Origin of the sequence: Chryseobacterium sp. (assembly GCF_029240215.1) — a bacterium.
GTDB lineage: Bacteria > Bacteroidota > Bacteroidia > Flavobacteriales > Weeksellaceae > Chryseobacterium.
The window spans coordinates 138,388-164,195 of the sequence record NZ_JARBTK010000002.1; the positions used below are offsets into that span (position 1 = coordinate 138,388).

Consider the following 25,808-nt stretch of genomic DNA (forward strand, 5'->3'; position numbering starts at 1 on the left):
TATAATTTAATTCTCACTAATTTTATTTGTAATTTATTAATCTGCATAGTTTTATACTATCTATAAATTCATGAATTTATAAATTATAATTTTTTATATTTGAGAAAATATACATTTATTTGTGAACAATTTTAAATTTTTACAAATGAAAAAACAAGAAAAAGTTAAAAAGTTATCACTTAAAAAACTACAAATCACTAAAATTAATGATCTTAGTAAAATTTATGGAGGAACTAGAAACGGAGGATTAGAAAATGGTGATGGTGGTGATGGTGGCGATTGTAAGTTTCCAGAAAATGCCAGCAAAGTGAAAGACGACAGTCTACATATATAAAATAGCATGAAAAGAATAATATTTATTATTACTATTTTTTTAACAATATTTTTAAATGCTCAAAAGTATAATTTAGCATCATCTTTTCCTGTTTCAGATGAATATTTTGGTTTGAAAATAGTTGATGAGTATAGAAATTTGGAGGATTTAAAAGATGTTAAGGTTGTCAATTGGATGAAATCCCAATCAAGCTATACTGATTCTTTATTAAACTCAATCCCACATAGGAATTATTATTTGGAAAAAAGATTAGAACTTGACAAAAGACAACTTTATTCAATTTCTAATGTTAAAATAATTAGTAATAATAAATATTTTTATCTTAAAAAAAATGCTGGGGAAACTGCTGCAAAAGTCTACTACAGAAATGGGTTCTTAGGAAAAGAAGAATTACTATATGATCCAATATCTTTTAATTCTTTAATAGATAAAAATTCTTCCTCTAAATCTGAACATAAATACTTAATCAATTTAATATCTCCTAGCTGGGACGGTAGTAAGTTAGCTATTTCTTTAACTGAAAAAGGTAAAGAATTATCCGAAGTAATAATAATGGATGTTAAGAAAAAAACAGTCCTTCCTGAAATTATTACAAATACGAATCCGTCCAATATAGGAGGGGTTAAGTGGCTGGAAGATAATTCGGGCTTTTTTTATATCTATTATCCAGTTATTGATAATAAGGATAGTTTATTTGCCAAGAATACTCGTTTAGTTTTATATAAAATAGGTGAAGACCCTAAAAAGTTGAAAGATGTCTTTTCAAATATAAACAATCCAGAACTGAATATTGGCAAAGAAAGCTATCCTGCAATACTTACATTTAATTCAGACGACTTATATTATATTGGTATCTTGGTTGATTCAGAAGATTTCAGAAATACATTTATTATTAGTAAAAAAGATTTGTTAAATGGAAAGATGAATTGGAAAAAACTTTATACAAAGGATAGTAAAGTACATAATATACGATTAATTGGCAATGATCTTTTTTTTCTTTCGGGATATAATTCTTCTAATTATAAGCTATGTAAAACCAATATACTAAATCCGGATTTTAAAAATCCAAAAATATTAATTCCCGAAAAGGAGAATGAAGTGTTGCAAGACTATACAGTCACTAGTGATGGTATTTATTATACGACCAATACAAATGGTGTTGAAGCAAAATTGTTTTTATATAAAGATGGAAAGAATATTTTAATTAAGTTACCTTATATATCTGGAAATATAGATTTACAATCAAAAGGCAAAAACTTTTCTGATATATGGGTATCTTGTTCTGGTTGGGCAAATGATGTACAACGTTTTAGGTACACATTACAAACAAATAACTTTAGCTTAGAAAATCTTGTCCCCGCTATTGAATATCCAGAATTCAAAGACGTTATCGTAGAGGAGATTACTGTAAAATCCTATGATGGCACACAAGTTCCGTTGTCGTTAATATATAATAAAAATCTCAAAAAGGATGGAACCTCTCCTGTATTAATGAATGGTTATGGAGCTTTTGCAGAATCTTATTCTCCTTATTTCTCTATCAGTTATCTGCTTTGGGCAAATCAAGGAGGTATTGTAGCTGTACCTCATGTAAGAGGAGGAGGAGAAAAAGGAGATCAATGGCATGCTGATGGACAAAAACTTAAAAAGCCAAATTCGTGGAATGATTTAATTGCTTGTTCGGAATATTTAATTGCACAAAAATATACATCAGAAAAAAAAATAGCTCTTTTAGGAGCAAGCGCTGGAGGTATTCTTATGGGAAGAGCTGTTACTGAAAGACCTAATTTATTTGGTGCTGTTATTATAGAATCGGGTGTGTTAAATACTTTGAGGGTCGAAAAAAATGGGACAGGAGGTACGACTATTAAAGAATATGGCGATCCTAACAATTCCATAGAGTTTAAAGGTTTATTGGAAATGGATGCTTATCATCATGTTAAAAAAGGAGAAAAATATCCGGCAATGTTAGTTGTAGCAGGAATAAACGATCCTCGAGTTAAACCATGGATGTCTACTAAATTTGTTGCTAAAGTATTAGCAAATAATGGTTCTAAAAATCCAATCCTATTGAAAATACATTATGAGGGAGGTCATGGAGGCTCCATTCCTGTAGCACAACGATATGCAAATATAGGTGATATATTTGCCTTTGCGCTTTGGCAATTAGGACATCCAGATTATCAGCCAAAAGAAAACAGTAAATAATGTCCCAATTCCCTTATCGTTTTTTTGAAGAGTATGTAGTTCGTACTCCTTTATTTTCACGCAGAAGCTTTCAGGAAGAAGCAGTTAAAAAGGCATTTTCGGATATAGAATTAAAAGAAATTTGTAGTAATGTCATTTTTCAAGAGGCAATCTATTTGGCATCGCCAAATTTATATAAAGAATTAAAAAACTGGTTAGATTCAGAAAAAGAATTATCCTCAAGTCAACACCAAAAACTTAAAAACACCATTCTAAAATACTATATCAGAATGAGTACGAGATGTACGCCATTCGGACTTTTTTCAGGGGTTGGCTTGGGGAAATTTAATCAAGAAGAAACAGAAAACAACAACCTTTCTGACAACAGCCAATTGCAAGTGAGAGATACAAAATTGGATATGCACTTGCTCGTTTCTCTTTCGAAGATTTTGGAGAAAAATCCTGACATCAGAAGTCAACTTCTATATTTCCCCAATAATAGTATTTATAAAATAGGGAAGAGAATCCGTTACGTAGAGTACGAATATAAAGAAGGAAAAAGAGATTATATTATTTCCTCTGCTCCACTTTCTGCAGAACTATCCAAGATATTAGATTTCTCTAAACGAGGCAAAACTATCTTCCAAATTGCAGAAATTCTTACAGGAAATGACATAAGTAATGAAGAAGCCAAAGAATTCATAGAAGAATTGATTGATAATCAGGTTTTGGTAAGTGAATTGGAACCCAATGTTTCAGGATGCTATTATTTAGATATTCTCATTTCCGTGCTGAAAAAAATTGAGGCTAAAACAGAAGTTCAGATTCTTAAAAACATCAAAGAAAAACTCAATCAATTAGATTTGCATTTTGGAAATCCGGCTTCTTTATATTTGGAAATTGAAGATTTGATTAAATCTTTCAAGACAGATTATGAGCAAAAATATCTCTTCCAGACAGACGTTTATCTTAAAGATGAATTTACAATCTCAACTCATTGGAAAAAAGAAATCAAAAAAAGCTTGAGTTTTCTCAATAAAATCACTTTACAAAGCCAAGACACTCCCTTTAAACATTTTAAAAAAGCATTTTATGATAGATTTGAAACTCAGGAAATCCCACTATCTTATGTTTTAGATACAGAAATAGGAATAGGCTACCTTCAAAACACAAGTGTTAAAGGAATTCATCCCTATTTAGAAGATTTGAAACTTCCTAATTCTCAAAAGAAACAAAATCTTCACATTCAGCTAACACCATTTCAAAGAATCCTTAACGAAAAGTTACAGGAAGCTTTATTAGAAAATCAATTTACGATCTCATTAAACGATGATGACGTAAAAGACTTCGAAGAGACATGGTATGATTTGCCGGATACTTTATCCGTTATGGCAGAAATCATCTCTGAAAATAATAACGAGAAATTATGCATCGGAAGTGTTGGAGGAAGCAGTGCCGCAAACCTTTTAGGAAGATTCTGTTCAGAAAAATCTACTCTTCAAAAATTAACAAAAGAGATTACAAAAAAAGAAGAGATGCTTTCCTTCGACAAGCTCAGGATAAACTCAGATCAGCATGACAATAGTGAGATTTTAGCAGAAATCATATATCTACCTGAAGCCAGAATAGGAAACATCATCAGAAGACCTACGCTTCGTAAATATGAAATCCCGTATTTAGCAGCATCTGTTTTACCGGAAGAAAACCAAATTCTTGTCGATGATCTCTATATTTCTTTAAAAAATGACAGAATAGTATTGCGTTCAAAAAAACTGAATAAGGATATAAAACCTTATTTGACTAATGCACATAATTATCATCATAATGCTCTGCCAGTTTACCATTTTTTATGTGATTTACAGTCACAAAATACTCGGACAGGTTTACACTTCAATTGGGGAGGTCTTTCTCAGATATATAAATTTCTACCAAGAATAGAATACAAAAACATTATCTTATCAAAAGCCCAATGGAATATCACAGAAAAAGACATTGCATCATTAGAATCAATGATGAACAATAAAAATGAATTCCTTCCACAAATGAAAATATGGCAAAATAAAAGACAAATTCCCCAATGGATACAATGGGTGAAATCTGACAATACTTTACCCATGAACTTAGAAAATTATGACATGGCAAAACTTTTTATACAAACCATAAAAAGTGAAAAATCGATTACGATTGAAGAGTTTTTATACAATGAGAATGATGATTTTAGGCGTGAATTTATTTTTCCACTTTACAAGTAGAAAAAAATAATAATGGACAAGAGGAAATTTACTCCAGCAACAGAATGGCTATATCTGAAAGTTTATACAGGTGTTAAAACTTCTGACCTTATTTTAGAGGAAACAATAAAACCTCTGACAGAATATTTATTGACAAATAATTACATTTTAAAATGGTTTTTTATTCGTTATCATGATCCAAAACCGCATTTAAGAGTACGGCTTTGCTTAAATAATACTGAGGATTACACTACCGTTCTTAACAAAATACACGAAGAGCTTCAAGAGTTTACTGACAGCGGAGAAATTTCAAATATTTCAATTGAAACTTATAACAGAGAAATTGAACGTTATGGACAAAATACCATAGAAGAAGCCGAAACATTATTTCACAAAAACAGCGAATTTACGTTACTATGTCTGCCCTACGATGATGAAGATAAGGTGATATTCAGTATTTTTTATATTAATGAAATATTGAATAAGCTCAATCTTGGAATTCAGGAAAAGCTTGCTTGGATTAGAAATTATAATGATTCTTTTAAAGAAGAATTTAATGCAGACAAAACTCTCAACAGCCAGTTAGACAAAAAATACAGAGAGTTCAAACCAAAATTAATCAACTTTATACAGTCGGATGAGTTTTCGGATGAAAGAAATGCCATTATTCTTCACATAGAAGAATTTATTTCTGTATTGCAAAGTATTCTTCAGCATCATCAAAACCAATCTCTGGAAATTTCTTTACAAAGTTTTTTTCAAAGCATATTCCACATGAATATCAACAGACTCTTTGTTTCTAACCAAAGATTATTTGAAATGGTGATTTATGATTATCTAGTAAGGTATTATAAATCATTAGCATTTTATAGCCTTCATTAAAACTTAATAATTAAAACCAAAACAGTCCAATTAAGTAATGAGATAAATAATATTTTAAAATAAGCCAAACCCAATACCAAAAAGAGAATCAGGAAAGACAAAATAACTGATCTGGAATGGATGAGAATTTCAATACTTTTAGATGTTGAAGTTGATGAAATCTATGAGGAACATATTGAATCGAATAGAATCAACTTAAAAGAAGAATTACAAATATTGAAAGAAAAAATTAAAGTTTTAGAACAAAATTAGCATAAATATTATTTCAATACTATTAAAAAAAGAGACTGTTTATTCAGTCTCTCTCTTTTTTTAATGATTGTCAGATATTTGGACAAAATTAATTGTTACTATCTTTCTACACATACTGCGGACAAACCACAGCTGGACAGTAAATTTTAGGACATCTCGGTCTGCCATCTGTAGGGCAGCAAGCTGTTGAGCAACCAATAATTGGTCCTGCTCCTAAGATATCTTTCATTTCGTTTCTTGCTAATTTTTTCAGATTTTTCATATGACTATTTTTTAAGATTCTACCGGACATGGTGCATAACAATAAATATTTGGGCATCTTTTTATTCCCGGAGGAGGGCAACAAGCTTCAGAGCAAGTTAAACCGCCGCCGTTCAGGATTTTCATCTGACTTCTTGAGATTTTTTTTAAATTTTTCATAATAAATAATTTAGTTGATTTGGTGATTAAATTATGGTTGGTTTCCGCCACCGCAGCCGTCATAAGGCATGCATTTCCATTTTCCGTCGATCAGGCAAAGTTGTCCGCCTTTACAGGTAAGACCGCCCTGAATCGTTTTCATTTCCTGTCGGTTGATCTTTTTTAAATTTTTCATAAAATTGAATTTGGTAATTTCCTACTCTTTTTAAGCTTTTCGGATCTCGCTTTTCATTCATTTAAAATTAATCATTTTTAATTAAATGAAATAATTATGACAGAAAATCTTCATCTTCAATCAATTCGCTGATAAAATAGTGAATATCTTCCCGGTCATATTTATCCGGAAACTGGTAACCATTGATAATGAAAACAGGGGTGAAAGTAAGTCCTGCAGCACTGTTTTCTGCAGTCATCTGAATAATATTGGTAAAATTTTCGGGATTTTCTGATCCTGATATTCTTTTAATTTCACTTTCATCTTTATTTTTAAACCAAGTATCTACAGACTGTAAAAATTCTCTCTGTGATTTGTTTTTGTAAATGTTTAAAAAATCTGAAATAAGCCTTGTGTATTTTTCATCAGCTCTTTCATTTGAATAATTAAACCTCATCTGTGCAGAAATTTCATCAGGATATTGTAGCAATAAATCTTCTACAATCTTATGAGCGTCTTTACAAAAGCCACAGTAGGGGTTAGAAACCACAGAAATATGAAGTTTTGCATCTTTACTCCCTACGAAAAACGTTTCATTATCTGTAAATTCAATTTTTTCTTTATCTGTAAGTTCTCTTTTGAAGAGATCGTAGTTTCTTTTAAACCTGAGATTTTTTGCATTAGATTTTTTGAGTTCTTCTTTCTGATTCATCAAATTGTTTAAAAATGCAACCGTAAAAAACAAAGAAATGAATAATATGACACTGGTAAAGACAACAGGCAAATTTATTCCCCAACTAAAATAGAAAGAACTTAATGCGATCTGACCCAACAAAACAAAAATAATCACCAGACAAACTCTGCAAAGCGATTTTTCAACAAAAGCCTGAACATAAAAAGAGTAAAGAATCACCAGAATCGAAATCATTGCAGTAATCCTTAAAATAACCTGTGATTGTGGGAAAAGTAGTCCGACAAATGTAATTCCCAAAAAATAGATCAGGCTAAAATCTGAAAGTTTCAGACCTAAAACATCCATTTTATCCGAAGAAAAAATCTTGGAACAGGAGCTTTGAGAAGCATTATTGGCAGTACCACCGCAAATATTACTCACCACAGCAGATTCCTGACCAAATTTTTGATTGAAAAGTTCTAAAGAAATATAAACTCCAATCAATGACAAGATGTTGAAAACACTTTCGTACCAGGCAAACTGAAGAAGCGAATAGAGAGTAATAATTCCAAAAACCAAATAAATAAATGGCTTAAAATTGAAAAATGAGGTCGTTTTTACATTCTCAGTTTTCTCAAAAAGAAGTACAAAATCTCCTGAATTTTTGTAGAGTTCCTCTTTATTCAGAGTTTTTACTTTATCAGAGTAGATCGTAAAATCGTTTCCTTTCTTTTTGACCAAAGAAAACGAGTTATCGACCAAAGCCATGTATTCTTCAGGCAATTCGTCCCAATATTCTTTATCTAATTCGTAAGCATCATTTTTTAACCCTAAAAAGTTGAGAGTATCACTGAAAGCCAATGCAGAAGGGTAATTAGGATGAGAATTGAACTGAAAATAAAATTCCTGCTTGTCGAGTTTGAAATGGTCTATGAGACGGTCGAAATTCATGAGTTGGTGTATTATTAATTTTATGAAGATAATAAAAATAGTTATTTATTTAGAATTATATTCTATTATTTTTTAATCAAATATATTTATTGCGGTACGGAAATAAAATAACATGATTATGTGATTTTGTTATGATGTTATTTAAAATTAATGATTTACAGTTTCTTGAAGAAAATCAATTGGAATGGCATTACATCAGAAATAAAATTCTACTGTTTAGTCTATGAGTTTGTTAAAATTCATTGTTTTAATAAATCTAATTCTATAATATTATTGTCTTTCTTCAAGTCTTCAAGCGCCATTTTTTCAAATCGACGGAAAATTTCATCTCCTGTGTGAAAAACACCATCAGCATCTGTTTGATCCGGAAAAGCCCCAACTGAACCTGCCATCGGATTTTTCCGAAAATTTTTATAAATTTTTACGTATTTTGGATAAGTGATTTTCACATCTTTAAAATTATTTACATAAGGATAATTAAAGTCTCCTTTTGTGTCTTTTATTCCTTTCAATTCAAAAATGTGGTTTTTCTGAACATCCTCTATTTTAAGAATCAATCCCGGAAGTCCAAAAAATTTATACGGGCCACTTTGTATCGGGATCTCTTTTGCAAACCATGCAACCCACTTTCTTCCTCCAAACTCTGTGGTTGCTTTTTGCACATTATACCCCAAAATATTATCAAGCTCCGCAAGTATATTCCATTTTAAATCTATATTCTGACTCACCGAATATCTATAAGGTGGAAGGGGTGTAATAAAATCAATTTTTTGAGTATTACTATTTTTAATTACTCTATCACGATTCATTTTTTTGTTAAAGGGCATCGAAAAGACTCCTTTCTTGAAATCTGCATTCAATGTTGAGTCTGATTTGTATTTTTCAACACTATAGAATTCTGATTTATTGTTACCAATATTCAAAACCATTATTTCTCTTTCTACATTTTCCACGTTTGTAGAGTCAGGAATAGATTTGTATTCATAGAGAAATTGTTTGTTTTGACCAAAAATATTAATTGAGGTGAAAATAAGAATGATGATTTTAATTGTATTCATTATATTTTTTTTAAACAAAAGGCTGTCAAATAATTATTCAACAGCCTCAATAATTTTGATCGATTTTAAAAACAACCTTGTAAAAACTTACCTGATGGACAATTGCTGCTGTAACCACATCCACCGCAATCATAAAGCCTGTCACAACATCTATACTTTTTTTCAACTGCTTCACCATCACTTAAGCTTTCTTCAATGCCCAAATTTTTTCCACCAATTAAGTTTTTCAGATCTTTTCTTGAAATTTTTTTTAAATTTTTCATTTTGTTAATTTAAATTTAGTAATTAATTCTTTGTCATACAATCCCTGACATGGGATTTTTTGCTGATCAGCTATAAATATCTATTTTCCTGCACTGTACACATACAAGAAATAAATAATTATGGTTCAAAACTAAAAATTAAACTTTCAAAAAGACTGAATATTTTTTGCGATTTTTGGTAATTTTATTGCAAAATTTGCGCAAAATTCGCGTAATTTTGTTTAAAACATAATCGATGATTCAGGAAAAACTTAAAAATTTAAGAAAACAAAAAGGGTTATCCCAAGAAAAAATGGCAAAGATATTATCTACAGATACTTCTAATTATTCTCGAAAAGAACGGGGAGAAACAAGAATTCACGATGAAGAATGGCAAAAGATCGCCAATGCTTTGGATGTTCCTGTTGAAGATATTAAAGAAGAAAATTCGTCAGGAATTGTTCACAACGACAACTCTACTTTTAATGATAATTCTGGAAATTATTATAATCAAAATTTTAACATTCCAAATTCTATTGTAGAAAATCTTCAGGATTATATTTCACTTCTCAAAAAAGAAATTGAAAATCTAAAAGAAGAGAATGCAGCTTTGAAAGCTCAGAAATAAATTTTATAATCCTACAACAAATACAAAATTGAGAAACGTAATGCTTCTCAACTTTTTTTAATACACTACGATTTAACTTTATAGTTATTAAAAAACAAATGTATTTTTATTGACTTGGTTTGCCAGCTTTTGTGAGTTTTTAGGAACCTAGACAGGAGTTAAAACTCTAAGACAATATGGATTTGTTGGACAAGTTCTTTCTTTACAACATCTTACAATTTGTGGCAATATTCCACCACTAAAAGATTTTAGTTCTTTTCTTGTTAGCTTCTTTAAATTTTTCATAATAAATAATTTAAAATTTAATCCACATTACAATAGTAAGCGTTTGGTCCTGTTCCACCTGCTCCAGACATTGTTCTACATCCTTTTCCATTATTGTAATCTAATGAACAACAAAATCCAGGACCACAATCTGCAGCTGTATCACAGTACTTATAACCACCCTTGATTGTTTTTAAACTTTCTCTTGATAAATTTTTCAAATTTTTCATAATGATTTTAAATTAAAAACATACTTCACCAATAAGTTTACAAACACCGTTGCAATTGAAATGAGTATGAGGATTACATGGACAGTTCTCTGCTGGCTTTGTACCCGTAATATTAGTTGTACAACCTGCAATACCTCCATTTACAGACTTTAATTCTTGTCTTGATAATTTTTTTAGATTTTTCATATTTCTCTATTTATTTTATGTTAACATCCACTAGGAAAACTGCCTTCTACCCAAGGTGGGGGACAACTCATACTAGAAGGGGTATTACAACATCTTGCCAATGATGGAGGATAAGTAGTACAACATTTGATCATTCCACCACTAATTGATTTTAAATCCTGTTTTGATAATTTTTTCAGATTTTTCATAACAATTTATTTTTTATGAGTATTATTAGCAAAACTGGTTAATAGGAATGCATGTTCCATTAGGACACAATTGCTCTCCTCTTTTACATTTACAAATTGCAGGAGGAAACGGACCACTACAGTCATACCATCCGCCACTAATTAATTTCAAATTCTCTCTTGATAGTTGTTTTAATTTTTTCATAATAATTGTTTTAATTTTTCCTACTCTCTCTAAGCTTTTCGGATTTCGCTTGTAACCATTATTACGGATGTGAATTATTTTTAAAAATGATTTATATAGATTGGCATTTGTATGTTTTTTGAATAATAAATCCTCACGGAATTAGTATGCGGTTGATCATTAACTTTATATTCTAACAAATAATTTAGTCACAATTGCAGATGGTGATACTGCCTCCACTTTAATTAAATAGTTTCCAGGAGCCAAATTAGACACATCAATAGAATAAGAATTTGTTGGAGAAATTTGCTGAGTTTTTTTTAAGTTCCCTGATAAATCATAAATGGTGTACTTGGTAAACTGCACTTCTGCTGGCATTAAATAGATATTTAAATCATTTTTTGCCGATTGATTAATCATTATCCCAAAAGGATCAGTTCCGCTTCCTTGTCCACTGGAACTCTTCACCTTCGTACCATCACCATCTAAAGTAGATATTGATGTCGCACTAATCTGCCCAAAATATAGTGAGCATCCGAATAAAAAAAATATTAAAGTTTTTAGCATAATTATATGGTTTTATTCAACAAAAGTATTATTAATACATATTGCACACTATCCCATAAATATGGTATATTTACTTCTATGATGAAATATTTTATATTGCTCTGTCTGTTCAGTAGTATTTTTTTTATGGGCCAGAAGAAAGATCCGGAGATTGAAAAAATGCTTGTAAAATACAGAAGTAATCTAAACGAAAATTTAGATTCTTCCATCTATTATATTAACAAAATTAAAATTATCAGTAAAAAAAAAGGAGATAATTTTTACTTATCAAAGGGATATTATGGATTAGGATATTGTTTTTATCAAAAGGGAGATATAAAGAAAGCTCAAAATTATATTAATACATCTATCCCCATTGCCTACAAATCAAATAATTTTCAAACGCTTGCTCTAGCTTACAATCAATTAGGCTTGATAAAAAATAACGAGAGTAATTATCAGGTTGCAATACAATTATTCCTGAAATCATTAAAAATATCCGAAAAAAATGGACTTAATGAAAAAAGCATCACTTTAAAAAATTTAGGAAACCTATTTTTATCCCAAAACGATACCGTTCAAGCCATTAAATATTATACGGAAGATTATCAATTTACGAAAGACCGAGAATTGATCGCCGATCATTTCGGAAGCTGTAATAATCTAGCGATAATTGAGAGAAAGAAAAATCCTGATTTGGCTTTACAACATTTCAATACCGCTCTTTCAATTGCCAAACAACTTAATAATAAAAGATGGCAGTATGATGTTCATATTAACTTATCAATTCTTTATATGAGTGATAATCAATATAAGAACTTTAATAAAACTTTATTCCATCTTGATGCTGCAAAAAAACTGATCGAAGATATTGGTGATTCAAATCTGTACTTTTTATATTATTATAACTGTGGAGGATATTATTATAAAAAAGGTCAATATTCCGACGCTATCGATTATTATTTTAAAGCTGAGAAGATTGCCCAAAATTCTTCTATTCCTTTAGACTATAAAATCTCTCTGATGGATGATCTGAATACCGTTCTTGAAAAAAACGGAGATTATAAGAAAGCTTACCAATACCAGAAAATTTATCACAAGCTCAATGACAGCATTTTCAGTGTAGAAAAAGCCAAAAACATCAACGAAATTATCACCAAATACGAAGTTGATAAAAAAAACAATCAGATTCTATTACTCAATCAGCAGAAAGAATTTCAGGAGAAGAAAAGCAAATTAGTATTGGTTAGTTCTCTTTTATTGATATTGATATTGATCGGAATCTTGTATTTTGTTTATAAAAAGTCACAGTTTCAGAAAAAGCTGAGACATCAGGAAAACATCAATCATGAGCAGGAAAAAGAAAAATTATTACAGGAACAGGAAATCAAAGAAATGAATGCCCTTATAAAAGGAACAGATTCTGAACGAAACAGAATTGCCAAAGATCTGCACGATGGGATTGCGGGAGATTTGGCAGGGATAAAACTTTTATTAGCTAAAGAAAACTTAGATCTTAACAATAAAAATCTAGAAAAAATTCAGGACAATCTTTCTGATGTATTTCAGGAAATAAGACAAATCTCGCATAATCTGAGCATTAATAATCTTAAAGATAAAAATCTTAAAAATCTTCTATCAGATTTAGAAGCTAATTACCGGAAAAGAAATGAATTCAATTTTGATGTTCATATTTATCCGGAAGATGCTCTTGATGATTTAAGTGAAATAAAAAAAATAAATATCTATCGGGTTTTACAGGAGTTGCTCAATAATATTTCCAAACATGCTAAGGCGACTGAGGTAGAATTATCTGTTAACAGACATCTTGATGACATTAATTTTATTATCACTGATAATGGAATAGGGTTTTCTATCGATGAAAAAGGAATAGGATTAAAGAATATTCAGGAAAGATTAGAAATCATATCCGGAGTAATTAATATACATTCTGACAAAACTAAAGGAACTTCCGTAATTATTGAACTGAAATCATGAAAAATACAATAAAAATTGCGATTATAGATGACCATCTCCTTTTTTTGAAGGGTCTTAGAATGCTTTTAGAACAAGATGGAGATTTTGAAATAGTACATGCTTATGACAATTATTCTGATTTGCTAAAAAATATAAAACTACAGGAGCCGGATATATTAATTACAGACATATCAATGCCCGAAATCAATGGGATTGAACTTTCTAAAATGGTGCGTCAGATTTATCCTTCCGTAAAAATAATGGTCATGAGTTCTTATTCTAACATGATGTCACCTACAGATGTCGATGGTTATTTGCTTAAAGATACAGAGTCTGAAGTACTGATTGAAAGCATCAAAAAAATAGTATGGAATAACGATAAAGTATTTCACAAAGACTTACAAACAGTAAAATTTGATTTTAATAAAAGTATCGTAAGCAAAAGGGAAAAAGAAATTATTGATTTTATCAGTAAAGGCTTTACCACTGACGAAATTGCAGAAAAACTCTGCATCAGCAAACATACCGTTGAAACACACCGTAAAAATATTTTTAATAAACTTCATGTAAATAATATTGCGGCTCTCGTAAAAACATCAATTATGTTGGGACTAATTGACGTTTAGCAGAACTTTAATAAGTTGGGGTATTGATATTCAAAAAAAATAAAAGCAACATAAAAAAATTTTAATTATCTTTACTAAACCATCAAAATTTAAAACAAAACTTTATGAAAAATCTAAAAAAACTCAGCAAAAACCAGTTAAAATCAATTTCCGGAGCAGGAGGAATCAAAGATCTTCCTGAACCAGACTTCTGTATGTATTACTGTAATGGTGTTGTCATCTGTGCAACCTGCAGCAAAGATTTCAAATGTCCGGATGATTCTATGTAAAGAAATTGTCAAAAATGACAGAAAACCGTTCCTGATTGGAGCGGTTTTTTATTTTTAAAACAACCTCAACTGCTGTTCCCTCGTTCCGGTGAACCCATCGGTAGAAAGCTTGGGAAATTCTTTACCTTCGAAATATTTCTTCCTTCCTATTTTAAAAGTATTGTGAATCATTTCTGCTATATTCCCTTCCCCTTTCTGTCTGTCAAAATATCTTTTATCACCCAATTTTCCGCCACGCATCGATTTGATTAAATTTAAAACTTTCTGTGCCCTGTCCGGAAAACTTGATTCGATCCATTTCACAAAAACCGGTTCGACCGTATCATTCAGTCTCACCAAAGTATAACCAAAGCTCTGAGCTCCGGCTTCAGAAATAGCTTTTAAGATACCTAAAGGCTCATCACTATTCAGTCCGGGAATAATCGGAGCAACCATAACGTTGACGGGGATTTTATTTTCAGACAGAATTTCCACCGCCTTCAGTTTATTCTTGGAAGAGCTCGTTCTCGGTTCCATCTTTCTGCGCAGATCTTCATTGATTGTCGGAATACTTAAAGAAACCGAAACCAAATTCTGTTCTGCCATAGGTTTTAAAATATCTAAATCTCTCAACACCAAAGCATTTTTTGTCAGAACATTGACAGGATGTCTGTAATCAAGACAAATTTGCAGCAGTTGTCTCGTAATTTCAAATTGTCTTTCGGCAGGTTGATAACAATCTGTGTTTCCTGAGAGTAAAATAGGTTCGGGTTTGTAACCTCTTTTTCTGAAAAATTTCTCCAATAATTCAGGAGCATTTTTCTTAACCATAATTTTTCTTTCAAAGTCAATTCCTGCACTGTATCCCCAATATTCGTGTGTAGGTCTGGCAAAGCAATAGGAACATCCGTGCTCACAACCCTGATAAGGATTCATAGAATATTCCATCGGCAAATCTTCACTTTTTACCTGATTGACAATGGTTTTAGGAAAAACTTCGGTGAATGTGGTTTTTACAGTTTCAAAATCTTCATCTTCAGGCTCAAAGGTGAATCTGTCGAAACGGTTGATGACATTTCGCTGAGCTCCCTGGCCTTTTATGATATTTTCGTTCTGCATTTATAATGTAAAATTATAACGGTTTGTTTTTAAAATAATGAGTTTTAACACTAAAGTTTTCCACAAAAAAAATCCGTCATCAAAATATGATGCCGGACTTTCTTAAATATTTATTTCTTTTACTACTTCTTATTATTTGAAAGCATAGAATTCTATACCATGATCGTCGTCGTCATATTTTTTATCAAAATGTCTGTGATGATCAGAATAATAATCAGTATATTTTTTATGTTTTTTACTTAATATTTTTTTTACGCTTAAAAAGCTAAGCACTGCCAAAAGACCTACTCCTCCTGCCAGTAAAACTCCTACTTCTTTTTTCATATTTAGTACAATTTTGTAAATAGATTAAGCAAATAGTATACCTTTTTTTATTCGTCTCATGATAATTTTTGTTAATCTCAATATCAATTTTTGAGTCGAAATATCCTTATACTCATAAAATTGTGGTTTGAAAATTGTAGTAATTTAAAACAGAAACAAATCAAAAAAAGATAATATTATGGAAAACCCAGACAACATTGACAGAATGACCACTTTAAGTCAGGTAATGGAAAGACTCAGAGAAAGGGGCATTCACAGAGAATTCAGAATGAACGAAGCTTGCGAAATGAAATATGAAGATTCAGAAAAAAACTATAAGCCCGATGAATTGACAATTTTAAAAACTTATCGATTTGAAGGAGACAGCAATCCGGATGACAGCGCAGTACTTTATCTTGTAGAAGACAACTCCGGAAACAAAGGCATTATCATCGATTCTTATGGTGCAGACAGCAATTATCCCGGTCACGAATTTGATACTTTTCTAAGAGATATTCCTATTAACGAGAGTGATGAGTATGATTTTTAATTAAATAATTCTCAAAAAAATATAAAAATCCGAAACTTACTGAGTCTCGGTTTTTTCTTTTTTATTAAATATTTTTTTGAAGATTCCCTTCTTTTCCTCTGTCTTTTCAGGTTCCTTTTTTGGCGTTGATACTGCTTTGGAAATATCTTTTCCAGCTTCTTTCACAGATTTCTTCACATCTTTTACTGTGCTTTTTACTTCTTTGACAGATTCTTTCGTTTTTTCAACGGTCTTTTTAGCTTTGTCTACATTGATTCCGATCAGCGTTTTCTTCAGACCGTCTTCAATTCCCTTCCAGAACAGATTAAAGAATGACTTTGTAGGATCTCTTTCCACATCTTCCACGATCACAGATTCCGGAAATTTCCCCGAATCTGATTTAACGAAAATATTGACCACAGCGCTCAAAACACCTTTCTTCTCCTTGCTGTTTTTATCTAAAATTGAAACTTTTAAGTCTTTATGTTTAAGATTAAAAGTTCCGCCAATTCCTTTAGGATTTCCTTTAAAATTAAACAACATTTCCTGAATCGTTCCCGTTGCAGTAATACTCATATAAGGAACAACAAAAGCATTCAATGCCACCGCCGGAATATTGCTCAGCTTACCCGCAATCGTAAAACGGTCGCTCTGATCCGCAGTATTAAATCCCCAATTAACAGAAAGAGGTGAAGATTTCATAAATGTACAGTCTATTTTAATATCAACCTGAGTTGGCTTCCCTTTCATCTTTGCCGAATTCAGATTTTTTACGTTCATATTAAAATTAGTAAAAGTCAGCTTTCCGGGTCCGCTGCTTTTTGGCGTATCTTCTTCATATTCTAAAACTGAATTTTTTAGCTGAAAAACATCAATGAACATTGGGATTTTTATATTCCTCAAAAGCCTTGAGTACAATAATTTTTCCTTCGGATCATCTGCAGGAATTTTACTTCTGAAAATATTGGCATTGGCTGATAAAATCGTCATGTTGTTCGCATGAAGAAATTTGTTTTCAGAGAAAAAATCCCATTGTCCGACTGCGGTTATCTGATGGGCTTTCAGATCATACAAATCGCTTTCTACCGGGATCATTCTGATAAACTGAGCTCTTGAAACAAGAGGTTTCATTGCAACTTGATCAAGCTTTATCTTATTTTTACCAAATGCTAAAGCATCGACTGTCATGTTATAAAACTTTGTTTTGTATGCAAAATTTTTAGTTGTCAGATTATAATCTTTCACTTCGACAGCCAAACCTCCATTCTTTGATTTTTCTTTCAATTCAATATCTTTTATTGAAGCATTCAGATCATTAAATTGTAATGGCTGATTTTCTTTGTCGTAAATGATATTTGAATTTTTCAGTGTTACATTTCGAACCAAAACAGGAAACTGAATTCCATTAAAATTTGATTTTTTATCAGATTTAATAGTTCCTGCCGTGATTTTCCCATTGACTTGATTGACCAGAACATCTTTTACATCCAGATTAAGTTTTTCATTTGCAATTTCCCATTTATTGATGTTAAATGCAATTTGATTTGCTTTTAAATCCATCGTTGTTTTACCGGAACGTGAATCATTAGGAACAACCGATATACTCCTGATATCACCTTTTTTGGGAGTCATCGCAATGCTTCCGACTTTGATATCCTGATGATTAAAATACTCAATTTTTTTTCCTGAAAAACTGAAATCCTTATATCTCAAAGGAATAATTTCTGCAGAAGTTTCTTTGCTGAATTCAATATTTTTAATATTTAAATTGACATCCTTAGCAAAAAGCATTTTGTTTCCATCTGCTTTATTGACCTGAATAACAGCATTATTTAATTTGAAATCTCCTAAATTTAATTCAAAATTGAGAGGTTTTTTAACTTCATCAGGAATTGCATTAGTAGTATAAATTAAAATATTAGGATTCTGGAAAGTCGCATTGGTCAAAGAAACTTTGTTATCCTTTAAAACAACATCTTTAAAATCAATTTTCTGAATAGACGCCGAGATCAGTTGCTTTTTCTTTGGGTATGTTTTTTTAAAATTTTCAAAATCAATAATAGGAGCAAGCTGAAATTGATCAATTGAAACCTGTCCGTTTGTCGTTGTGATTTTTGCAATTTTTAAATTATAAATATTATCAGGCTGAAAGAAAATATCTTTTCCTTTAATGCTGTAGTGATCAAACGTCACAGGAAGTTTATTTTCTACCGTTTCTTCGTTCAACTGAAGATTTTCTACAATCAGATCTAAATCATTTACACTTAATAATTTTTGTTTGGTATATTTAAAAACCTGAATGGTTCCGTTGCTGATTCTGATATTTTCAAAACTGATCGGATTTGTCTTCTTATCCGTTTTTTTGTCTTTAGGTTTTGCCAGAATAATATTCAGATTTGGTTTCGCCAACAACAAATCATTTGAACTGATTGTCTTGTTAAAAATAGCATCGTAAATTCCAAAACGGCTGATTTTCAACGTATCGATTGTACCTTGAAGTCCTATTACTTTTGTGTTTTGAGGATTTTTATTATTAACGGTGATTCCTGTAGCGAAAATATTTCCTGTTCCCAAGTCTACATTCAGCGACTTGTAAGAAACTTTATAATCCGTATTTTTCTTAATATAATCCGGAAGCTGGGTTTTGAGCCAGATATTGATTGCTAAATTTGCAATCAGAATAAGTCCCAAAAAAATTCCAAGACCTATTAAAAGCTTTTTAACCCACGGTTTTTTCATAAATTATATTTGAATTAGTTCTTCACATTCATTTCAATCACGTATCCTTCATGCCCTCTCACATTCATAAAATTACCACCTTCGAAACCTAAATACTGACCTTTAATTCCTGTCAGTCTTCCTGCAAATCCAGGTTTTTTATCCAGAGTGAAAGAAGTCACTTTTTCAGGCTTTGAAAAAGGATAATCAAACTTCCACATATTTTCACCTTCAGAATAGAACTTTTGGAAATCTTCAGGAAAATACTCTTTTATTTTCTGCTGAAAATCTGCCAAATCAACTTCATCTTCAAAATCATCCTGCAGCATTTTTCTCCAATTTGTTTTATCAGCAAGATGTTCTTTCAATGCGACTTCGATCATTCCGGCTTCGTAGCGGTTTTCAGTTCTTGCAATCGGTAAAGCAAATGTTGCGCCCTGATCAATCCATCGGGTCGGAATCTGTGTATTTCTCGTCACTCCTACTTTCACGTCTCCTGTGTATGCTAAATATACGGTGTGTGGCTGCAATTGGATTTGTTTCTCAACATCAAGATCACGTTCACCAATTCCCAGATGGGCCGTAGAAAGCTCTGGTCGGATAATAGTGTCACTTGCATACGGACTTTCAAAAAAACAGCTTTTACAGAAACCCATTCTGTAAATCGTTTTATCTAATCCGCAATTTACGCACTGGAAACCAACATGCTTAATACTCAACTCCTTTCCAAGCAATTCATTCATATGAATAAGGTCGCCAGAAAGATTCAGATAATATTGAATCGGCTGATCATTGAAACTCGTCATTTTTAAAATTTGTCCTTGAAACTGCATGTGTGATAACTTTTTAGTAAATATAAAATTTTAGAATCAGTTATTGTTGTTTTTAGTTTTTATTCGTTCTATTTCCTGTTTTAATTCAGAAATCTGCGTCTGCATATCTTTCATTTGCGGAGATTCTGTTTTTTGCTGTTTTGGTGAATACTGCCAAATTAAATGAATATCTTTAACAAGACTGTTATGTTCTTCTAACCGCTCTTTACTGATGGCTAAACTATCATTCAACAATGTTATTTTCAAAAATCTCCCTCCCTTTTCTTCAAAAATTTCGTGATTGATAATCGCTAATTCAGGATGGTTTTCTTTGATTGTTTTAATATAATTCTCAGATCTTTCTTTCAGCTTTTCTTTATCCCATTTCTTTTTGGTGAGCCAAATACTTGGAATAAGGATCAAGACAGAGATCAAACTTATAAAGAGTGATATTTTATGGTTTTTGATTTTGTTTTTCTGAAGATAATATTTTTGATAGCCAAGTACAATGCTGAGTATCCACGTTCCAACCCCGATAAAAAAACAATTGATAAGATAAAAATAAAATCCTCCCCAGAAATATTCCCAATTGCCATTTGCAATCCCAAATCCGGCGGTACAAAGAGGCGGAATGCATGCTGTGGAAACTGCAACACCCGCTATTACTTTGATAGCTTCTTTTCTTACAATACCCAAAAACCAGGCAAAACCTCCCAATATGGCTAAAAAACAATCAAAAACAGTAGCCGTTTTAAAGCTTTCGAGTTGAGCGGTTTCTGAATGAAAAGGAGTGATAAAAAAATAAAGTGTAGATGAGCAAAGTGCCACAACAATCATTAATGCCCAATTGATAATACCCAACTTTATAAGATGCCTGTTGCCAATCGAAAAACCAAAGGCAGCCCCCACAATCGGTCCCATCAACGGTGATATAAGCATTGCGCCGATTACCGCCGCCGGACTATTAATATTAAGACCTATACAAGCAATGCCCATTGAGATGACCAAAAGCCAAAGATTATGACCCCGAAAATAAATTCCTTCCTCAATTTCATTAAAGGTAAAATCTTCTTCCTCTTCTTTGGGTAAACTTAAAAGTTTCTGAAAATTAATCATCTATCATATTTAAAAAACAAAAGTAAGAAAACAGCTTTCAACTATTATTAATAAATTTGTGGTCTAAAAAAAATACACATGACGTATCTCGTTACGGGAGGAAGCGGATTTATTGGTTCCCACTTGGTAGAAGAATTATTGAAACACGGACATTCTGTCATAAACATTGACAATTTTGATGATTTCTATGATTACCAGATGAAGATTAAAAATACTTTAAACTCAATTGAAAAAAATATTGATTTTGAATTTTCCGACAAGCAAAACGATATTGAAAACCTGATTTCTATTTCAAAATCAGAACATTACACTTTATATCATCAGGATATCAGAGACAAAAGTGGTTTAGAAAAAATATTTAAAAGTCATCAAATTGATCTGATTATTCATTTAGCAGCACTTGCAGGAGTTCGCCCCTCTATTGAAAGACCTTTAGAATACGAAGAAGTCAATGTTCGTGGCACAATGAATCTTTGGGAACTCTGCAACCAGTTTGGAATTAAGAAATTTGTTTGCGCTTCTTCATCAAGTGTTTATGGCAATAACGAGAAAATTCCTTTTTCCGAAACCGATAATGTAGACCAACCCATTTCACCTTATGCGGCGACAAAAAAATGTGGTGAGATTTTAGGTCATGTTTATCATAGTCTTTATCATATCGATATGATTCAGTTGAGGTTTTTCACGGTTTATGGACCGAGACAAAGACCTGATCTGGCGATACATAAATTCACTAAGTTGATTTCTGAAGACAAAGAAATTCCGTTCTACGGCGACGGAAACACGGCAAGAGATTACACTTATATTGATGATATTATTGATGGTATTGTAAAATCAGTTGTCTATTTAGAAAACCACTCCAAGGTTTATGAAATCATCAATTTAGGCGAAAGCGAAGTGATCAAGCTTTCTGAAATGTTGTCAGTTATCGAAAAAAATCTTGACAAAATTGCCACAAAAAAAATGCTGCCACTACAGCAGGGAGATGTGCAGAAAACCAACGCAGATATTACAAAAGCCCGAGATTTAATCGGTTACAAGCCAATTACAAACTTCCAAAATGGCACAAAAAAATTTGTGGAATGGTTTTTGAGAAAATGACATCAATCTATCGCAATCACGCTCACAAAAGCATTTGCAGTAAATATAGACGAAATTTAATAAAAGAATTGAAAATCAAGTCATAAAAAAAGTTTATAATATAACCTATTTTTATACTTTTGCAAAAAATAATAAATTATGTACTGGACATTAGAATTAGCTTCATACCTAAGCGACGCACCTTGGCCGATGACAAAAGCAGAACTTATCGACTACGCAATCAGAACTGGTGCACCAATGGAAGTTGTAGAAAACCTTCAGGCAATCGAGGATGAAGGTGAAGTTTACGACGCAATTGATGAGATCTGGAGCGATTATCCTACGGACGAAGATTATCTTTGGAACGAGGACGAATATTAATAAAAAAGCATTAAGCTTTAAGCAACACGCTTAAAGCTTTTTCAATAATAACATACACCCATTAGGTGTAATTTTAATATGCTTAAAGCCCTAGGTTTTGAGCTTAAAACAAATTCTATGAGTTTTTTAAATAAAGTTCTTAAAGGGTTTTTGGGAGACAAGAAAGCGCAGGACCTTAAGGAAGTAAAAAAAGTTGTAACAAAAATCAAAGCTGTTGAACCAAGCATCGGAGAATTATCTGATGATGGTTTAAGAGAAAAGACTGCTGAATTTAAATCTAAAATTAAAGCAGCGACAAATACTATTACAACTCAGATAGAACAAATCAAAGAGCAGATCAAGAATTCAAAAAATGTTGATGAAAAAGAAGCTCTTTTCTCTAAAATAGAAACTTTGAAAAAAGAATCTTACGAGATTGAAGAAAAAGTTCTTTTGCAGGTTCTTCCTGAAGCTTTTGCGTTGATCAAAGAAACCTCAAGAAGATGGGCTCAAAACGGAGAAATCCGTGTAAAAGCTACTGATTGGGACAGAGAACTTGCTTCAACTAAAGATTTCGTTGAGATCCAAGGTGAGGAAGCAGTCTGGAAAAACTCATGGAATGCAGCCGGAACTCCTATTTTATGGGACATGGTGCATTACGACACTCAGTTTATTGGTGGTGTGATTCTTCACAGCGGTAAAATTGCCGAAATGGCAACAGGTGAAGGTAAAACTTTGGTAGGAACACTTCCAATTTACTTAAATGCTCTTCCTGAAAGAGGAGTACACGTTGTAACGGTGAATGATTATTTGGCGAAACGTGACTCCGCTTGGATGGGACCATTGTACCAATTCCACGGAATGTCAATTGACTGTATTGACAATCATCAGCCAAACTCAGACGGAAGAAGAAAAGCATACAATTCAGATATCACTTACGGAACCAATAACGAATTTGGTTTTGATTATCTCAGAGACAATATGGTGACTTCACCTACAGAATTAGTGCAAAGAGAATTAAACTTTGCCATTGTAGATGAGGTTGACTCTGTATTGGTGGATGACGCAAGAACACCTTTGATCATTTCCGGTCCGGTTCCTCAGGGAGACAGACAGGAATTTGATGTTCTTAAACCTTCTATCGACAGAATTGTTGAAGTTCAGAAAAAAACAGTTTCTGCAATTTTTAATGAAGCTAAAAAATTAATTGCAGCAGGAAACACCAAAGAAGGAGGATTTAAATTACTTCAGGCTTACAGAGGTTTACCAAAAAACAGACAATTAATCAAGTTTTTATCTGAAAGCGGAAACAGAGCATTACTTCAAAAAGTAGAAGCTCAGTACATGCAGGATAACAACCGTGATATGCCAATCGTTGATAAAGATTTGTATTTCGTTATCGAAGAGAAAAACAATCAGGTTGATTTGACGGATAAAGGTGTTGAATATATGTCTCAGGGGAATTCTGACAACAACTTCTTTGTTCTTCCTGACATCGGAACAGAAATCGCTGAAGTGGAAGCTAAAAATTTATCTAAAGAAGAAGAATTTGAAGCTAAAGAAAAGCTTTTCGCAGAATTTGCCGAAAAATCTGAGCGTGTTCACACAATGAGCCAGCTATTGAAAGCATATACATTGTTTGAGAAAGATGATGAATATGTTGTCATTGACGGCGAAGTAAAAATTGTTGATGAGCAGACAGGTCGTATCATGGAAGGAAGACGTTATTCAGACGGTCTTCACCAGGCGATTGAAGCTAAAGAAAGCGTAAAAATAGAAGCTGCTACACAAACTTTTGCAACGGTAACTCTCCAAAACTATTTCCGTATGTACAACAAACTTGCGGGGATGACAGGTACAGCAGAAACTGAAGCGGGAGAACTTTGGCAGATTTACAAATTAGACGTTGTAGTAATTCCTACCAACCGTCCGATTCAAAGACATGACAAACAAGATTTGGTTTTCAAAACCAACAGGGAAAAATATAACGCAGTAATTGAAGAGATTGAAAAATTAACAGCAGCAGGAAGACCGGTATTGGTGGGTACGACTTCTGTGGAGATTTCACAGTTGCTTTCAAAAGCACTTCAGTTAAGAAAAATTCAGCACCAGGTATTGAATGCGAAGCTTCACAAAAAAGAAGCAGAGATCGTTGCCGGAGCAGGTCAGCCGGGAGTTGTGACCATTGCAACCAACATGGCAGGTCGTGGTACCGATATTAAGCTTACCAAAGAAGTAAAAGAAGCCGGAGGTTTAGCGATCATCGGAACAGAAAGACATGATTCCAGACGTGTTGACAGACAGTTAAGGGGTAGAGCAGGACGTCAGGGAGATCCCGGAAGTTCTCAGTTCTATGTTTCTTTGGAAGATAATCTGATGCGTTTGTTCGGTTCTGAAAGAATTGCTAAAATGATGGACAGAATGGGTCATAAGGAAGGTGAAGTAATTCAGCATTCTATGATTTCCAAATCTATCGAAAGAGCTCAGAAGAAAGTAGAAGAAAACAACTTCGGTACAAGAAAGAGACTTCTTGAGTACGATGATGTAATGAATAAGCAGCGTGATGTAATCTATAAAAGAAGAAAGAATGCATTATTCGGAGATCACCTGAAATACGATATTACAAACATGATCTTTGATGTATCAAATTCTATCGTAGCAAAAGGTAAAGCAACCGGAAACTATAAAGATTTTGAATTTGAAGTGATTAAAAACTTCACTATGGAATCTCCTATTTCTGAAAGTGATTTTAAGTCAAAACAAATTCCTGAGCTTACAGACATTCTTTTCAAAGCAGCTCAAGCTGACTATGATATGAAACTGAATCTTCTGAAAGAAAAATCATTCCCTATTATTGAGAATGTTTATCAGAACCAGGGTTCGATGTTTAAAATGATCCAGGTTCCTTTCACAGACGGTGTTAAAACATTAACCATCGTTACCGATCTGAAAGAAGCTCACGATACAAACTGCGATAGCCTGATCAATGATTTTGAAAAGAACATCACTTTATCAATCATCGACGAAAACTGGAAACTTCACCTTCGTGAAATGGATGATTTGAGAAAATCTTCTCAGGGAGCTGTTTACGAACAAAAGGATCCTTTGGTGATTTACAAACAGGAATCTTTCCATTTGTTCAGCGAAATGGTTGACAAAATGAACAAAGAAATTATTTCTTTCTTATACAGAGGAGAGATTCCCGCATAAGAGATAAATTACAGATATGATAAAAACCGCTTCAGTTGAAGCGGTTTTTTTGTTATTCAATAAATAACACTTTGCTCATAACATGACAAATGTCAATTTTTGTATTTTATTTAGAATAATT

Annotated in this window: 25 protein-coding genes; 12 read left to right on the top strand and 13 right to left on the bottom strand. The window is 32.2% G+C overall.

The annotated features are described in order from the left end of the window. Positions 1-145 precede the first annotated feature (145 nt). From K0R77_RS04555 to K0R77_RS04570, 4 genes are read left to right on the top strand one after another with little or no spacing between them, the layout of a single operon-like run. Positions 146-334, top strand: coding sequence for a hypothetical protein (locus tag K0R77_RS04555; RefSeq protein ID WP_300349087.1), 189 nt, complete (start codon positions 146-148; stop codon positions 332-334). Positions 335-340: 6 nt separating this feature from the next. After that, a complete protein-coding gene (locus tag K0R77_RS04560) occupies positions 341-2,542 on the top strand; it encodes a prolyl oligopeptidase family serine peptidase (protein WP_300349089.1) in 2,202 nt (733 codons plus the stop codon). After that, entirely contained in the window at positions 2,542-4,773 is a 2,232-nt protein-coding gene (locus tag K0R77_RS04565; protein WP_300349092.1) for a lantibiotic dehydratase family protein, read from the top strand. The genes K0R77_RS04560 and K0R77_RS04565 overlap by 1 nt, the downstream gene beginning before the upstream one ends. A 12-nt stretch (positions 4,774-4,785) precedes the next feature. Beyond that, a complete protein-coding gene (locus K0R77_RS04570) occupies positions 4,786-5,634 on the top strand; it encodes a thiopeptide-type bacteriocin biosynthesis protein (protein WP_300349094.1) in 849 nt (282 codons plus the stop codon). Between the two features lie 358 nt (positions 5,635-5,992). On the opposite strand, the gene K0R77_RS04575 is transcribed toward K0R77_RS04570, so the two are convergent. The 6 genes from K0R77_RS04575 to K0R77_RS04600 all read right to left on the bottom strand — a co-directional run bounded on the left by K0R77_RS04575 (position 5,993) and on the right by K0R77_RS04600 (position 9,405). Continuing rightward, positions 5,993-6,148: a hypothetical protein gene (locus K0R77_RS04575; RefSeq protein ID WP_300349097.1), complete on the bottom strand. Its 156-nt coding sequence runs from the start codon at positions 6,146-6,148 to the stop codon at positions 5,993-5,995. 11 nt (positions 6,149-6,159) lie between these two features. Further along, on the bottom strand, positions 6,160-6,306 hold the full coding sequence (locus K0R77_RS04580) for a hypothetical protein (protein WP_300349100.1): 147 nt from the start codon (positions 6,304-6,306) through the stop codon (positions 6,160-6,162). Positions 6,307-6,337: 31 nt separating this feature from the next. Beyond that, the gene (locus tag K0R77_RS04585) at positions 6,338-6,481 is read right to left on the bottom strand and encodes a hypothetical protein (RefSeq protein ID WP_263002858.1); all 144 of its coding nucleotides are present in this window, start codon (positions 6,479-6,481) and stop codon (positions 6,338-6,340) included. A gap of 94 nt (positions 6,482-6,575) precedes the next feature. Further along, a complete protein-coding gene (locus K0R77_RS04590) occupies positions 6,576-8,084 on the bottom strand; it encodes a vitamin K epoxide reductase family protein (RefSeq protein ID WP_300349104.1) in 1,509 nt (502 codons plus the stop codon). A gap of 239 nt (positions 8,085-8,323) precedes the next feature. After that, positions 8,324-9,142 (bottom strand): GLPGLI family protein, encoded by an 819-nt coding sequence (locus K0R77_RS04595; RefSeq protein WP_300349106.1) that lies wholly within the window; start codon positions 9,140-9,142, stop codon positions 8,324-8,326. A gap of 65 nt (positions 9,143-9,207) precedes the next feature. Further along, entirely contained in the window at positions 9,208-9,405 is a 198-nt protein-coding gene (locus tag K0R77_RS04600; RefSeq protein WP_300349109.1) for a hypothetical protein, read from the bottom strand. A gap of 235 nt (positions 9,406-9,640) precedes the next feature. Between K0R77_RS04600 and K0R77_RS04605 the strand changes: the two genes are divergently transcribed. Further along, positions 9,641-10,012 (top strand): helix-turn-helix transcriptional regulator, encoded by a 372-nt coding sequence (locus K0R77_RS04605; RefSeq protein ID WP_300349112.1) that lies wholly within the window; start codon positions 9,641-9,643, stop codon positions 10,010-10,012. Positions 10,013-10,314: 302 nt separating this feature from the next. Here K0R77_RS04605 and K0R77_RS04610 read toward each other — a convergent pair whose 3' ends face one another. Both K0R77_RS04610 and K0R77_RS04615 read right to left on the bottom strand, forming a co-directional pair. Beyond that, positions 10,315-10,506, bottom strand: a complete 192-nt coding sequence (locus K0R77_RS04610) for a hypothetical protein (RefSeq protein WP_300349115.1) — start codon at positions 10,504-10,506, stop codon at positions 10,315-10,317. 723 nt (positions 10,507-11,229) lie between these two features. Then, entirely contained in the window at positions 11,230-11,610 is a 381-nt protein-coding gene (locus K0R77_RS04615; protein WP_300349117.1) for a T9SS type A sorting domain-containing protein, read from the bottom strand. A gap of 126 nt (positions 11,611-11,736) precedes the next feature. Here K0R77_RS04615 and K0R77_RS04620 point away from each other — a divergent pair, with 126 nt between their 5' ends. The 3 genes from K0R77_RS04620 (at position 11,737) to K0R77_RS04630 (ending at position 14,461) form a co-directional block, all read left to right on the top strand. Continuing rightward, positions 11,737-13,587 (top strand): sensor histidine kinase, encoded by a 1,851-nt coding sequence (locus tag K0R77_RS04620; protein ID WP_300349120.1) that lies wholly within the window; start codon positions 11,737-11,739, stop codon positions 13,585-13,587. Beyond that, positions 13,584-14,192 (top strand): response regulator transcription factor, encoded by a 609-nt coding sequence (locus K0R77_RS04625; RefSeq protein WP_300349123.1) that lies wholly within the window; start codon positions 13,584-13,586, stop codon positions 14,190-14,192. The genes K0R77_RS04620 and K0R77_RS04625 overlap by 4 nt, the downstream gene beginning before the upstream one ends. A 104-nt stretch (positions 14,193-14,296) precedes the next feature. Further along, positions 14,297-14,461, top strand: coding sequence for a hypothetical protein (locus K0R77_RS04630; protein ID WP_300349124.1), 165 nt, complete (start codon positions 14,297-14,299; stop codon positions 14,459-14,461). 54 nt (positions 14,462-14,515) lie between these two features. On the opposite strand, the gene K0R77_RS04635 is transcribed toward K0R77_RS04630, so the two are convergent. Together K0R77_RS04635 and K0R77_RS04640 are read right to left on the bottom strand one after the other, a co-directional pair. Then, a complete protein-coding gene (locus tag K0R77_RS04635; RefSeq protein WP_300349126.1) occupies positions 14,516-15,559 on the bottom strand; it encodes a PA0069 family radical SAM protein in 1,044 nt (347 codons plus the stop codon). Between the two features lie 132 nt (positions 15,560-15,691). After that, positions 15,692-15,883: a hypothetical protein gene (locus K0R77_RS04640; RefSeq protein ID WP_050377777.1), complete on the bottom strand. Its 192-nt coding sequence runs from the start codon at positions 15,881-15,883 to the stop codon at positions 15,692-15,694. Between the two features lie 178 nt (positions 15,884-16,061). On the opposite strand from K0R77_RS04640, the gene K0R77_RS04645 reads away from it, so the two are divergent. Beyond that, a complete protein-coding gene (locus K0R77_RS04645) occupies positions 16,062-16,412 on the top strand; it encodes a hypothetical protein (protein ID WP_300349130.1) in 351 nt (116 codons plus the stop codon). Between the two features lie 36 nt (positions 16,413-16,448). Here K0R77_RS04645 and K0R77_RS04650 read toward each other — a convergent pair whose 3' ends face one another. From K0R77_RS04650 to K0R77_RS04660, 3 genes are read right to left on the bottom strand one after another with little or no spacing between them, the layout of a single operon-like run. Then, positions 16,449-19,130: a hypothetical protein gene (locus K0R77_RS04650; protein ID WP_300349133.1), complete on the bottom strand. Its 2,682-nt coding sequence runs from the start codon at positions 19,128-19,130 to the stop codon at positions 16,449-16,451. A gap of 14 nt (positions 19,131-19,144) precedes the next feature. Then, positions 19,145-19,942, bottom strand: coding sequence for a DUF2797 domain-containing protein (locus K0R77_RS04655; protein WP_300349136.1), 798 nt, complete (start codon positions 19,940-19,942; stop codon positions 19,145-19,147). A 36-nt stretch (positions 19,943-19,978) separates the two neighbouring features. Beyond that, the gene (locus tag K0R77_RS04660) at positions 19,979-21,037 is read right to left on the bottom strand and encodes a DUF389 domain-containing protein (RefSeq protein WP_300349139.1); all 1,059 of its coding nucleotides are present in this window, start codon (positions 21,035-21,037) and stop codon (positions 19,979-19,981) included. Positions 21,038-21,115: 78 nt separating this feature from the next. On the opposite strand from K0R77_RS04660, the gene K0R77_RS04665 reads away from it, so the two are divergent. From K0R77_RS04665 to secA, 3 genes are all read left to right on the top strand, one after another. Continuing rightward, positions 21,116-22,138, top strand: a complete 1,023-nt coding sequence (locus K0R77_RS04665) for a GDP-mannose 4,6-dehydratase (RefSeq protein WP_300349142.1) — start codon at positions 21,116-21,118, stop codon at positions 22,136-22,138. Positions 22,139-22,276: 138 nt separating this feature from the next. Next, positions 22,277-22,498 (top strand): DUF2795 domain-containing protein, encoded by a 222-nt coding sequence (locus tag K0R77_RS04670; protein WP_034709134.1) that lies wholly within the window; start codon positions 22,277-22,279, stop codon positions 22,496-22,498. Between the two features lie 117 nt (positions 22,499-22,615). Next, positions 22,616-25,687, top strand: a complete 3,072-nt coding sequence (secA, locus tag K0R77_RS04675; protein WP_300349156.1) for a preprotein translocase subunit SecA — start codon at positions 22,616-22,618, stop codon at positions 25,685-25,687. Positions 25,688-25,808: the final 121 nt, after the last annotated feature.